This is a genomic window from Pseudomonas sp. fls2-241-TYG-175, assembly GCF_030209155.1.
Taxonomy (GTDB): domain Bacteria; phylum Pseudomonadota; class Gammaproteobacteria; order Pseudomonadales; family Pseudomonadaceae; genus Aquipseudomonas; species Aquipseudomonas viridiflava.
Genome location: NZ_JARVSO010000009.1, coordinates 183404 through 195748 on the forward strand (window position 1 = coordinate 183404; position 12345 = coordinate 195748).

General features: G+C 59.7%; 11 protein-coding genes and 1 pseudogene. 3 read left to right on the forward strand and 9 right to left on the reverse strand.

What is annotated here, in order from left to right:
• Positions 1-150: 150 nt before the first annotated feature.
• From QRN20_RS26825 to QRN20_RS08615, 5 genes and pseudogenes are all read right to left on the reverse strand, one after another.
• Positions 151-1014, reverse strand: coding sequence for a methyl-accepting chemotaxis protein (locus QRN20_RS26825; protein WP_407072087.1), 864 nt, complete (start codon positions 1012-1014; stop codon positions 151-153).
• Positions 1009-1764, reverse strand: a pseudogene (locus tag QRN20_RS26830) (MCP four helix bundle domain-containing protein); the annotation flags it as partial. The pseudogene QRN20_RS26830 and the gene QRN20_RS26825, both read right to left, overlap by 6 nt.
• A gap of 182 nt (positions 1765-1946) precedes the next feature.
• Entirely contained in the window at positions 1947-2966 is a 1020-nt protein-coding gene (locus tag QRN20_RS08605; RefSeq protein WP_029243505.1) for a TRAP transporter substrate-binding protein, read from the reverse strand.
• A 63-nt stretch (positions 2967-3029) separates the two neighbouring features.
• Positions 3030-4310, reverse strand: coding sequence for a TRAP transporter large permease subunit (locus QRN20_RS08610; protein WP_122434333.1), 1281 nt, complete (start codon positions 4308-4310; stop codon positions 3030-3032).
• The gene (locus QRN20_RS08615; RefSeq protein WP_122421898.1) at positions 4307-4870 is read right to left on the reverse strand and encodes a TRAP transporter small permease; all 564 of its coding nucleotides are present in this window, start codon (positions 4868-4870) and stop codon (positions 4307-4309) included. The genes QRN20_RS08610 and QRN20_RS08615 overlap by 4 nt, the downstream gene beginning before the upstream one ends.
• 562 nt (positions 4871-5432) lie before the next feature.
• On the opposite strand from QRN20_RS08615, the gene QRN20_RS08620 reads away from it, so the two are divergent.
• Positions 5433-6383, forward strand: a complete 951-nt coding sequence (locus QRN20_RS08620; RefSeq protein WP_029243508.1) for a DNA/RNA non-specific endonuclease — start codon at positions 5433-5435, stop codon at positions 6381-6383.
• Positions 6384-6410: 27 nt separating this feature from the next.
• On the opposite strand, the gene QRN20_RS08625 is transcribed toward QRN20_RS08620, so the two are convergent.
• From QRN20_RS08625 to QRN20_RS08640, 4 genes are all read right to left on the reverse strand, one after another.
• Positions 6411-7331: a substrate-binding domain-containing protein gene (locus tag QRN20_RS08625; protein ID WP_029243509.1), complete on the reverse strand. Its 921-nt coding sequence runs from the start codon at positions 7329-7331 to the stop codon at positions 6411-6413.
• Positions 7332-7348: 17 nt separating this feature from the next.
• The gene (locus QRN20_RS08630) at positions 7349-9334 is read right to left on the reverse strand and encodes a methyl-accepting chemotaxis protein (RefSeq protein ID WP_122588411.1); all 1986 of its coding nucleotides are present in this window, start codon (positions 9332-9334) and stop codon (positions 7349-7351) included.
• Positions 9335-9534: 200 nt separating this feature from the next.
• Positions 9535-10368, reverse strand: coding sequence for a DUF1206 domain-containing protein (locus QRN20_RS08635; RefSeq protein ID WP_004886498.1), 834 nt, complete (start codon positions 10366-10368; stop codon positions 9535-9537).
• A gap of 121 nt (positions 10369-10489) precedes the next feature.
• Positions 10490-11581 carry an SMP-30/gluconolactonase/LRE family protein gene (locus QRN20_RS08640; RefSeq protein WP_004886495.1) on the reverse strand — a complete coding sequence of 364 codons (1092 nt, stop codon included), beginning with the start codon at positions 11579-11581 and terminating at the stop codon, positions 10490-10492.
• A gap of 185 nt (positions 11582-11766) precedes the next feature.
• Here QRN20_RS08640 and QRN20_RS08645 point away from each other — a divergent pair, with 185 nt between their 5' ends.
• Both QRN20_RS08645 and QRN20_RS08650 read left to right on the forward strand, forming a co-directional pair.
• The gene (locus QRN20_RS08645; protein WP_004886492.1) at positions 11767-12138 is read left to right on the forward strand and encodes a hypothetical protein; all 372 of its coding nucleotides are present in this window, start codon (positions 11767-11769) and stop codon (positions 12136-12138) included.
• A 3-nt stretch (positions 12139-12141) separates the two neighbouring features.
• The gene (locus QRN20_RS08650; protein WP_004886489.1) at positions 12142-12324 is read left to right on the forward strand and encodes a DUF1289 domain-containing protein; all 183 of its coding nucleotides are present in this window, start codon (positions 12142-12144) and stop codon (positions 12322-12324) included.
• Positions 12325-12345 lie beyond the last annotated feature (21 nt).

Below are 12345 nucleotides of genomic sequence, written 5' to 3' on the forward strand. Positions count from 1 at the left end.
TCGGTTTCGATGGTTAACGTCTGTTAGTGCAAAAGCTTTAATGAACCGGAGCGATCAGTTTCGAAAAACACCTGATCGGGCGACAACCGCCTGCGAGCAGGCGGTGAGCGAGCGGTTAGCGGAATGAGGCCGGATGAGGGCCTGTAGACGTCAAAGCCGGAACCGATCCACCGAGCGCGAGAGCTGCACTGCCAGGGCGGACAACTCGTCGGTGGTGGTCGCGGTCTGACCAATGACCCGGCTGTTGTCCTCGGACATGCTGGCGATCATTTCCACTTGGTGGGCGATTTCATTACTCGCCAGGCTCTGTTCGCCAATCGTGCGGGTGATGTCGTTGACAAGGTGCGTGGTACTCAGCGTGGCGTCGAGGATATCCCGGATGGCCTGCTGGACCTCGGCGGTCACCGCCATGCCTTTATCGACCTGGACCACCCCGGCTTCCATGCTGGTCACCGCCTCGCGGGTGCTTTGTTGAATCCGGGCGACCATGCCGGTGATTTCCTGAGTCGATGCGCTGGTGCGACCTGCCAGGCTGCGCACCTCATCGGCGACCACGGCAAAACCACGGCCCTGTTCACCGGCACGCGCCGCCTCGATGGCCGCGTTGAGCGCCAGCAGGTTGGTCTGATCGGCAATGCTCTTGATGACCTGAATGATGTTGAAAATGGCTTCAGACTCCTTGTCCAGCGTGCGGATCACCTGCGCCGACTGTTGCGCCGAACGGGCAATGCCGTCCATGTCGCTGACCACCTGATGGATCACCCGTCCGCCGTTCTTGGCCAGCGTCTCGGCCTGATTGGCCATCTCCCTTGCCTGTTCGGCGTGACGGGTGATTTCTTCGATGCTGGCGGTCATTTCGCTGGTGGCCGCCGACATGGTCGCCGCCGCCGAGCTTTGCTGCTGGCTGCTGCCCGCCACTTCGTGACAGCCGCTGCTCAACTGCCCGCTCATGCCGCTGACGCCATGGGCATTGCTGCGCACCACTTCGATCATGCCGCGCAGATCGCGCTGCATGACGGCAAGGCTGCGAATCAGCGCGCTGGCCTCATCACGACTGGCAGGCTCGGCAATAGGCTCGCTGAGGTCGCCATGCGCGATGCTGTCAGCGATGCGGCTGGCTGACTGCAGGGGAATCATGATGCTGCGGGTCACCCAATGCCCCTGCGCGACCAGCAGCAACAGGCTGATGACCAGAACCACGCCAAGCGTGGTATTGGCGGTGCTGATGGCGTCGCGGGTGATTTCGCCGCTGGCTTTCGAGTTGTCTTCGATCAGGTCGCTCAACGTGGACATCTGGCCTTCAAGCTGGGTGAAGGCGGCAGAGAATGTACCCAGATCCTGTTGGGCGCGGTCAGGACTGTCCAGCGCGAGGCCGACAATTCGCTCGCCCGCGCTGATATAGGCATCGAGGCTGGGCTTGACCTTGTTCAGTTCGGCCTTGAGGGTGTCGTTGATCGGCAGCGCCAGGTTGTCACTCAGCACTTTGCGGAACTGCGCGGCGTGCTCATTGAGGGAGGCCAGGACCTCGTCACGGGTTGTTTCGCTCTTGCCCAGCCCGACCAGCATCGCCGAGAGCACATCGGCGCGCAGGGCGTCGTGCATCATGTCGGCCTGAAGGTGATTGCTCAACGCGGTCATGCTGACCTCGTTGTCAGTCATCGCCGCCGCCATTCTGTTATTGCCCAGATAGCTGACCAGACTGATGATCAGCACAGCCAGTACTCCGGTGCCTATCAACAGAAACAAACGAAGTTTGATCGACATCCTGAAGCTCCCCTGCGGTCAATGAAATAACGCGAGCTGCGGATTGCTCTTATGCAAAGCTTATCGACGCCTGTTCACGGATATTTAAGACTATTTTCGCGGGGTTACCGGTTTAAATCGGATTGGATGTACCGAGCGTGCAGCGTCAGGCCCGCCGGACGGGCTCTGACGCGACAAGGGCTTTACTGTGCTGCGCGTGCCTTGGCGATTTCGTCGTACATCATCTTCACCAGACCGGCATCCAGTTGCTGGGAAAACTCGTCGATGACAGGTTTTACGCGCTCACGAAAACGGTCTTTCTCGGCAGGAGAAATGTCGTTGACCGCAATCTGTTTCTCCAGATTGGCCCGGGCATTGTCCATGCTGGCGGCCGTCACTTCACGCTGGAAGACCTGAGCCTTGGCGGCGGCATCGCGAATCAGTGCCTTTTCATCGTCGTTCAGGCGATTCCAGGTTTTCTGACTCATGATCAGCGACTGCGGGTTGAAGATGTGCCCGGTCGCGGACAGGTATTTCTGCACTTCGAAGAACTTGCTGCCTTCGATTACCGTGTACGGATTTTCCTGACCATCGATGGTGTGCTGCTCAAGGCCGGTGTAGACCTCGGGAAACGCCATTGGCACCGGGTTGGCGCCAAGGGCCGAGAAAGTCTTCAGGTAGATGGGCGACTGAATGACGCGGATCTTCAGGCCCTGCATGTCCTCCAGGCGGGTGATAGGGTGCTTGCTGTTGGTTACATTGCGAAACCCGAGGTCCCAATAGCCCAGGGCGACCAGCCCCTTGCTGTCGAGCTGCGCTGCGAGCTTCTGGCCGACCGGACCGTCGATGACCGCATGGGCTTCTTTCACGTCGTTGAATAGAAACGGAAAGTCGAGCATTGCAAAGTCCGGCGCCTGAGCGGCGAGAATTCCGGAATTGAGTACTGTGATGTCGAGCGTGCCGCCCTGCAAGGCTGACACGGTCTGCACATCGCCGCCCAGCGTGCCGCCGGGAAACAGCCGTACCTTGATCTTGCCGCCACTGCTTTCGCTCAGCAGGTCAGCGAATTTCTGTGCGCCCTGCCCTTGCGGATGCTCCTTGACGTTCTGAAACGCAAAACGCAGCGTGCGCTCGCGAATCTCTGCCGCATGGCTGGCCACACTCGCCAGCAACAGGCTGGTGGCGCAAGCGCCGGCCAACAGGGTCTTCATCAGTTTCAGCATGTCATTCTCCGGTCTTGTTATTGGAAATGGAGTGATTGAAAGCCAGCGGCTCCTGCCTCTTTGTCATCGGGTCAAAAAGCTCAGCGGAACCAGCACCAGCTGCGGGAACAGCACCAGTAAAAACAGCACGACGAACTGCGCCAGCATGAACGGCCAGACGCCTCGGATGATCTCGTCCATGCTGATCTTCGAGACGCCGCACACCACGTTGAGCACCGTGCCCACGGGCGGCGTGATCAGGCCAATGGCGGTGTTGATCAGAAACAGCACGCCGAAATACACCGGGTCGATACCCGCCATCGTCACGGCAGGCATCAGAACCGGCGTCAGGATCAGAATGGTCGGGGTCATGTCCATTACCGTGCCAACCATGATCACCAGCAGCATGATGACCATCAGCAGCAGGGTCGGGTTGTCCATGAACGGCTCGAGCAATGCCGCCAGTTGGTCAGGCAGCTCCGCGATCGTCACCAGCCACGACGAGACCATGGCCGCAGCGACCAGCAACATCACCACCGAGGTGGTCTTGGCGGACGACAGCACCAGTTCGTACAGTTGATTGATCTTCAGTTCGCGGTAGATCACCAGCGACACGAACAAGGCGTAAACCGCCGCAACCACGGCGGCCTCGGTCGGCGTGAAGATGCCGAACTTCAGGCCGAACACGATGATCAGCGGCAAGCCCAGCGCCCATGAGCCATCCACCAGCGTGCGCAGGATTTCCTTGCCGCTGCGCTTGGGCGGCGGTTCGACGTTCTCACTGCGCGAGACGAACCACCAGGCGATGGCCAGTGCGGCACCCAGCATCAACCCCGGCACGATCCCGGCCAGAAATAGTTTCGAGATCGAGACCCCGGACGCGACACCGAACACGATGAAGCCGATGCTCGGTGGAATGATCGGCGCAATGATGCCGCCCGCCGCGATCAGGCCCGCCGAATGCGAGCGATTGTGCCCGGCATGAACCATCATCGGCACCAGCAATGCAGCCAGCGCGGCAGCATCAGCGACTGCAGAACCGGACAGAGAGGCCAGCAGACAGGACGCGATGATCGCCACATAGCCCAGCCCGCCGCGCTTGTGCCCGACCAGCGCCATGGCGATGTTGACGATGCGCCTGGACAAGCCTCCGGCGTTCATGACTTCGCCAGCCAGCATGAAGAACGGCACGGCCATCAGCGGGAAGCTGTCGGCACCGTTAAGCAGGTTCTGGGCAATGATCTGCGCATCGAACAGGTCCAGATGCAGCATCAACGCAACACTGACCAACAGCAGCGCGAACGCAATCGGAATCCCCAGCGCCATGCTGCCCAGCAGCGATCCGAGAAAGATCATCAGGGTCATGGTCGATTACTCCGGGTAGCAGCAGGCGCATCGGATTTGATGGTGGTGTCGGCTTCGGCTTCGTTTTCCCTGACCATGACCAGCGCACCCTCATCCAGCCTGCCGCTCAGCGCCAGATACAACTGATACAGCAGGATCGCCGCAGCGCTGACGCCGAATACCAGCCCGGCTGCATAGAACACCGCCATCGAAAATCCGGACGCGGGCGCCACGACATGCAGGTTGATCACAGCCTGCTGCCAACTGCCGCTGGAAATCAGCCAGCAGATGTAGAGCATCAGCAGTTGTCCGGTAATCAGGCAGATGCGCCTGCCCATCGGCGGCAAGCGTTTGACCAAGCTGTCCAGGCCCAGATGTCCCCGCTCTTTCATCGCCACTAGCGCGCCAAGAAAGATCATCCACACGAAGAACCAGCGTGAGAGCTCTTCCGACACGCTGATGCCGGAGTTGAACGCATAACGCAGCACGACGTTGCCAAACACCAGCACGACCATGGCCACCATGCACAACACGATCAACAGTTTGAGCAGCTTGAAATACAGATCGACGATTTTCGTCATTGGCAGACCTCGCAGATGCACAAGAGCCAGCGCAGCGGCCAGACATCATGAGAGCCATCTCGGGATGGGCGTCATGGGGCGCAACTGCGCTGAAACGGATGGGCGAATCGAAAAACTACTGCGAGCGAATCCAGCCAATGCCTGCATATCGGGCATTGACGAACGGCGAAGGTGAAACGGAAAGGATCAATCCCTGGAGCATGACGGTGTGCCTCGATTGTTCTTATTGTGTTCCTGCCTGGAACGGCACAGGCGGATGTGCGTTAAAAATGTACCAGCCGGTTAATAACGTCAATGGGTTTTTGATTGTCGTAGGGTGGACCGAATCCTGAATTCATTGATCAACATTGCCTAACAGCCGCCAAAAGCTACGATCCGCGCCGAATAAATATTTTTTTAGAATCATTACCTCGCCTGGGCACGCACAATACTGGGCGATTATCGGATAAGAATTTACAAGGATGAATGCGATACAGGGGTCCACACCACGTCTTCGACGCAGCGCTGTCATGCGTCTATGGTGAACTGGACGCAATCCACGCCAACCGCAGGAGCAAGCGCAGTGCCTGACAAGACTTTGAAAGCCGACCTGACCTATCGCCCTCGCCTCGCCGACCTCAGCCCACTCAACCCACCTGCCGGGCTGCTGGCACCGCAAGCCGAGCCGCTGGTGTCGCCACGCACCACGCCGGCCAGCGACTTGAAGTCGCGCAAAGGCTACGCGGAAGATTTCCTCGGCGACTTCGTTGTGCCTTGGCCAGCTCCGGACACTGAGCTGGCCGCCGATGTCTACCCGTTGAAGAACGCCGGGGATCGCCTGGACTACATGCACTTTTCCATCACCATGTCGCGCAGCCGGCGTCTGGCGCTCTACGTGGGCGTGAACATTGATGGCGATAGCAGCGTGGAGGTCAAGCGCAGCAACGATTCGTGGTCGTTCGACGGCAGGCTGCCTGCCGAGGCGCAGATTGGCGAGAGTCTGTATGCCAGCAACCTGCTGGACCGCGGGCATCTGGTGCGGCGGCAGGATCCGAACTGGGGCAAGGATGCACAAACCGCCAATGCCGACACCTTCCATTTCACCAACTGTTCGCCACAGATGAGCGCGTTCAACCAGAAGACCTGGCTTGAGCTGGAAGACTACATTCTGGATAACACCCGCCGCTGGAAATCGCGGGTCACAGTGTTCAGCGGGCCCATCCTGCGCGATGACGACCGCAGCTACCGCAACGTGAAAATCCCTTCGGCGTTCTGGAAGGTCGTGGCGTTTCTTGGCGACGATGGCAAGCCTTCTGCCAGCGCTTACATGATTGATCAGAGCCGCGAACTGGGCGAGTTGAGCATCGTGTTCGGCCAGCTCAAGACCTGGCAACGCAGCGTGGCGCAGATCGAACAGCTCACCGGTATCCATTTCGGCAAGCTGGCGGACTATGACGGCTTCTCCAACGAAGAGCGCCTGACCGGTACCCGCATCGAGGCGCAGATTCGTGGACCGCAGGACATTCGGCTGTAAATAACAGCCGAACGCCCTGTCCGTGCATTACTCGAACTGCTGGCGGTTTTCCGGCGTGATCAGCTTGAACGGCACCCAGATCACCGGAGACGCCAGCGTTTCGCCGCGCGCCATGCTCAACGCCGCATCCACCGCACCGTTGGCCTGACCGACCGCGTCCTGAAACACACTCACGGCCAGCTTGCCCTCGGCCATCAGTTTCAGTCCGTCCGGCGTGCCGTCGATGCCGCCCACCAGATAGTCGCGGGCATTCTTGCCGGCCTTTTCAAGGCCCATGATCGCACCGATGGCCATTTCATCGTTGTTGGCGGCGATGATCGAAAAGTCCACGCCTTGCTTGACCCAGTCGATGACGATCGTGGCGGCCTGGCTGCGCTCCCAGTTGCCGATTTTCTTCTGCACGACTTTCATGTTCGGGTATTTGGCGACCACCTTTTCCACGTCTTCGGTGCGCATGACCGACGACTTGTTGCTCGGATCACCCACCAGAATCACCACGTTGCCCTTGTAGTTGGCACGTCGTGCGAGTTCTTCGGCCTGCAGGGTGCCGGACTCCAACTCGTCCGAGCCGACGAATGCCGTCTGCGGCGGCCATTTGGCGGGTTCCGGATTGCGGTTGACGAACACCAGCGGGATCTTCGCCTCGTTGGCCAGACGCATCATCTCCGGGGCACTCTTGCCGTTGACCATCGCGACGACAATCGCGTCGACTCTGGAGCTCACCAGGTTGCGGAACTGGCGCATCTGCAGCTCCACATTGTCCTGTCCGTTCTCCATGAAGATATCGGCGTCGAGCACTGCTACCTGCTTCTCCACACCGTGACGCAGGATGGTCTGAAAGTTGTCGTTGTACTTGGCCATGCCGACGCCGACCAAAGGCGTGCTGGCGTGAGCCAGACTGGCGGCCAGCAGACTGGCACCCAGGGAAATCGCTAACCATTGCTTCATGTTCTGACTCCCGGGCATCAAACGCTGAAATGATGGAGCAGCTCGCGCTGGTCCCTGGCCATTTTCGACAAGTCCTGGCTGCTGCTGGCCGATTGCTCGGCACCGTCTGCGGCCTGCTGGGCTGAGTCGTTGATGTGCGTGACCATGCGGCTGGTTTCCTGCACCGTCGCGCTCTGCTCTTCGGTGGCGGCGGCAATCTGGATGTTCATGTCGCGAATGGTGCCCACCGCCTCGCCCATCTCCTGCAACAGCTCATCAGCGCCGGACGCCAGCGTCACACAGTGATTGGACTGGATCTGGCTTTCGTTCATGACCTGCACCGCAGAATGAATCTTGCTCTGCATCTGGCCGATCATTTCCTGGATTTCGCTGGTGGACGTCTGGGTGCGGCTGGCAAGCGACCTGACTTCATCGGCAACCACCGCAAACCCGCGGCCCTGTTCACCCGCCCGCGCAGCCTCGATGGCGGCGTTGAGGGCCAGCAGGTTGGTCTGTTCGGCGATGGTGCGAATCGCATCGACAATGCCGTCGATGTTCTGGCCGTATTTCTGCAACTCATCGGTCACCGCTGACGCCTTGTTGACCTGCTCGGCCTGCTGGCGAATGTTGACGATGGTTTCAGCCACGCGCTGCTGAACCTTTTCGGTCAGCTCACTGGTGCTGTCTACCGCGCTGCGGGTGTCCTGGGCACGCCGGGCGACTTCCTCGACCGTGCTTTCCATTTCGTTCATGGCCGAAGCAGCCGAGTGCAGACGATCCTTCTGCTCATCGACCACCCGCGTGGTCTGCTCGCTGATCTGCGCGTTGTTGCTGGCCGTCAGCGCAAGGGTATCGGCCGAGCCGATCAGCTCGCGGAAGGTCTGTTGCAGGGACTGGGTGAACTCGTTCAGGTAGCCACCCAGCTCGCCGAACTCGTCCTTGCGGCTGACATCGAACCGCACGCGCATGTCGCCTGTGCTCAGGGTTTTCAGTACCTCGCGGAATGCCGCCAGCGGGCGACGCAGGCTGAAGGCCACCCAGGTGCCGATCACGACCGCCGCCAGCACCGCCAGAATGCAGGCAACCAGCAGCAGGCTCAGGCTGGTGGCGATCGTCGAGTCAGCACCCTCCTTGGCCTCGTTGGCAACCGCCAGCGACTGGTTGCCGAATTCGCCGATCTTGTCCAGCGTGGCCTGAAGACGTGCTTCGGCAGCCTGACGCTGTTTGCCGACCTGATCGGCCAGCGCCGCTTCCTGACGATAGGCCTGATAGACGCCATCAGCGCCGGTCAGGTCATTGAGCAGACGGTTGACCATCACCCCGGCAATGCGGCCTGCGCGAGGATCGACTGCGGTCAGCTCACGGGCTCGGGTGCTGATCACTTCGTCCTGAAGATTGAGCAGGCGCTGCAGGGTTTGCATGTCGGGCGTCGCAGCGTGCGCGGCCAGACCTTCGTAGGACTTGCCCACTTCCAGCAGCAACTTCTCGGCTGCGGCGACGTTGTCGGCCGAGCCGGTCGTGCGCTCGCGGGCAATGTAGTCACGCAGGTAACTGGTCAACTGGACGCTCTGGCTGCTGCTGTAGCCCTGCAGGACACGGGTCTGCAGCATCTGGATGACGTGTTGACGATGACTGGCGATCAGGGTCTGCGCCTGCTCGGCATAGGCCGCGCTGAGCTGCTTCTCCTGTGCCAGATTGTCGCGCAGCCCGGCGCGGTCGCCGATGTAGGCTGGCGTGCTGTCGAGCAACTGATTGAAACGCGCCATGCTGTCGTTGAACGGCTGCTTGCCGTCATCGATCTGCTTGGGGTCGTTGCTGACCAGCACGCCCAGCAGCGCCTGGTTGGCGCGCAGAACGTGAACATACAGCTCGCTCGCTGCACGGCTCAACGGTGCCGATTGACCTGTGATCACGGTCAGCCGCTCGCTTATCGAATGGGTGCTCTGATAACTGATACTCACCATGGCGAGCAACAGCACAACCAGCACGGCAAACCCACCAATCACTCGCTGAAGAATGGTCATGGCTGTCCTCTTTTGTTTTTATGGTGCACCGGATGCCTTGCGCCGGGACGCCGGGGACGTCGACACGCAAATGGGTCGGAGCTCAAAAGAGGGTGTCGGCTGGGGAACAGGCGACTTGAGGCAGGGTTCACACTATTTCATGTTGCTCAGGGAGCGCCCGATGTCGCCTCAGGCACTGCCCTGATCTGCCCTGATAACGCTCAGCGAAAGTGTCGCGCAACCGCTTCAGGTGCATCGGGAACATCCATGTTGATGCGACGCCACGCCGCCTGGGCAAAGCTGTACACCGAAAAGGCAATCAGCCCGAGCGCCACGATCAGCAGCACCAGTCCGCCGGCTGGCAGATCCTGCAGACCGTTGAGCGCATCCTTCATGCCCGGAGGATGCATCGCCTGATAGCTGGAACCGCTCACGGCAAGCAATACCGCGATCTCGATGAAGGCCACGCCCCGGGCAATGAGACCGAAGCGCGAGACAGGACGCACGTAGCGCATGACGTCTTCGTCGGCCTCGAAATACTTTTCGAACGACGCTTTGTAGCCCTTGATGATGTGCACGATGCCCAGTGCAAGCGGCACCAGCGCCACCACGTAAACGAGCAGATTGGAGTGGTCCCAGGACAGGATCGACTGCAGCAGATCCTGCGTCTGGCCGCCGCCCGAACCACCAGAGCTTTTAAGACCGCTGATCAATAGGCCCGCCGCGAAGAAAGCCAGCGCGCCATAAGTGAAACCACCTACAAGCAGACCGCCACGAATCACCAGCCCCTTGAGTTCGCGACCATGATGATCGACATCGCGGGTCGCTTGCAGCACACGCCAGGCGGCGAATGCAAGCAGGCCGACTACTACGATGCCGACCAGCACGTTACCGAACGGCTGACTCAACAAGGCTTCAAGACTGCTATGACTGTCTGCGGGTTGCGAGGAACCCTGCGCCGCCAGTACGGCGAACAGACCGATGATCAGATAGACAACACCACGAGCGGCGTAACCGCCTCGTGCAAGCATGACAAGGCTGCGTTGCGCAGACATAAGGACCTTCCCTGAAAAGAGTGATACACGAACAGACCCGTGACCACTCCAGGGGTTCGAAGCATTTTCGAAGCAATTGAGGTGCAGAGCGAAATGAATCGCTCTGCCACCTTGGGCTGCCTCAGGCGAAGGTCGCGCCTCGGGCGTTCACGAACAATGAATACAGTGAATGGCTGCTCGCCATGAACAACCGGTTGCCTTCCCGCCCGCCGAAACAGACGTTGGCGCAACGTTCCGGAAGCGTGATGTGGCCGATGGCCTTGCCCTGCGGATTGAACACCCGCACTCCGTCGAGCTTTTCAAGATCGGCCTGGGGATTGCCATTACCACCCCAGCCGCACCACAGGTTCCCGTTCTCGTCGCACTTGATGCCGTCGATGGCGGCGTAATCCGCACCCTCGACGTGCTTGCGGCGCGCGCCGAGCGTGCCGTCATCGTTCACGGCAATGGCCCAGATGATGCCGTTCGGCTTGGCGCGACCTTCGACGACATAGAGGGTTTTCTCGTCCGGCGCAAAACACAGCCCGTTCGGCCCGGCCAGATCATCGATCACCCGGCTGACCTTGCCGTCGGCGGGATCGATGCGATACACACCGAAAGGCTGGGACTGAGGCACCTTGTGGCCTTCATAGTCGCTGTTGGCCTGGAACATCGGGTCAGTGAACCAGATCGAGCCGTCGCGCTTGCAGACGATGTCGTTCGGCGAATTGAAAGGCTTGCCTTCGAAACTGTCGGCCAGCACGGTGATGCGTCCGTTGTATTCGGTGCGTGTGACACGCCGCCCTTCGCGGGTGGTGAATGACCCTTCGCACACCAGCAGACGCCCTTGACGATCACGGCACATGCCGTTGGAAAAATTCGAGTGCTCGCGATACACCGAGAAACTCCCGGAAACCTCATCCCAGCGCATGATTCGGTTATTGGCAATGTCGCTGACCAGCAGGTAGCGACCATCGCCAATCCATACCGGACCTTCGGCCCAGCGCATGCCGGTCGCGAGCTTTTCGACGCTGGCATTGAAGATGCGCAGGTCCATGAAGCTGTCATCCAATATGCCGACCAAAGGATCGGGGTAGCGCTGGGTGAGTGGCTCGGCGAGAGAAAATCGCGGCAATGCGCCAATGGCTGCAACGGTCGCCGAGACCGCCAGCGACTTTTTCAGAAATCCCCTGCGGCCCTGATCGGTAGCGGTACCTGCTTGAGAAAAATCCATCGGTGCGTCCTTATTTATTGTTAGAGGAGTGACATCGCGCCTTGTCGACGATGTCCAGGCAGTAGGACAGCGTTAAGATCGCTCAAGTGCGCTTTGCATTCGACAATGAACAGGCTGGGGCTTGAAACCACAATCAGGTATCTTGCTGCGCCTTTATTCATCTCATTTCTTTGAGGGCTTCAGCCATGCCGTCGAGCAAACGCGAACAGGCACAGACAGAGCGCAGTTTGATTGCAGCGCTGACGCAGTCCTGCGAAACGGCAAAATCGGAGATCCCGGGCTTCTGCTGGTTGACTCATGAAGTCGATTACGCAAACTTCCCGGCCAGTCTTCAGGTGATCTGGGCATTCGACACCGTGGCCGCGAAAGATCAGGCATTGAGCCATGGGCTGGATCAACGCATGATCCAGTTGACTGCCGAGGCGCTGGATGAACTTGATATCACGTTGAAGACGCTGGCTGGGCACGTACACTTCGACAGCGAAGAACAGTGCCTGCGCGAGAACGGCGGCAATTGGGAGCTGCGGCTTTCACGTAAGTACGCCAGACGAGGTTGACCCATGGCCAAGGACATCGAAAACCCCTGCATTTCTGTGTGCCAGCTCAGCGGTGATCTGTGCGTGAGTTGTGGGCGGACCAAGGATGACATTCGCAAATGGAAGCGCATGAAGCGTCCGGAGAAAATGGCAGCCGTGCAACGCGCCACTCAGCGCATGAAGAGCCTGCAGAAAAAGACTGTCTGACACCGCTTATTCATGAAACAT

Bases quoted from the DNA above. Each gene is read 5' to 3' on its own strand.
- QRN20_RS26825 (WP_407072087.1), bottom strand. From the start codon at position 1,014: ATGCAGCGCGATCTGCGCGGCATGATCGAAGTGGTGCGCAGCAATGCC.
- QRN20_RS08605 (WP_029243505.1), bottom strand. From the start codon at position 2,966: ATGCTGAAACTGATGAAGACCCTGTTGGCCGGCGCTTGCGCCACCAGC.
- QRN20_RS08610 (WP_122434333.1), bottom strand. From the start codon at position 4,310: ATGACCCTGATGATCTTTCTCGGATCGCTGCTGGGCAGCATGGCGCTG.
- QRN20_RS08615 (WP_122421898.1), bottom strand. From the start codon at position 4,870: ATGACGAAAATCGTCGATCTGTATTTCAAGCTGCTCAAACTGTTGATC.
- QRN20_RS08625 (WP_029243509.1), bottom strand. From the start codon at position 7,331: ATGAAGCAATGGTTAGCGATTTCCCTGGGTGCCAGTCTGCTGGCCGCC.
- QRN20_RS08630 (WP_122588411.1), bottom strand. From the start codon at position 9,334: ATGACCATTCTTCAGCGAGTGATTGGTGGGTTTGCCGTGCTGGTTGTG.
- QRN20_RS08635 (WP_004886498.1), bottom strand. From the start codon at position 10,368: ATGTCTGCGCAACGCAGCCTTGTCATGCTTGCACGAGGCGGTTACGCC.
- QRN20_RS08640 (WP_004886495.1), bottom strand. From the start codon at position 11,581: ATGGATTTTTCTCAAGCAGGTACCGCTACCGATCAGGGCCGCAGGGGA.
- QRN20_RS08645 (WP_004886492.1), top strand. From the start codon at position 11,767: ATGCCGTCGAGCAAACGCGAACAGGCACAGACAGAGCGCAGTTTGATT.
- QRN20_RS08650 (WP_004886489.1), top strand. From the start codon at position 12,142: ATGGCCAAGGACATCGAAAACCCCTGCATTTCTGTGTGCCAGCTCAGC.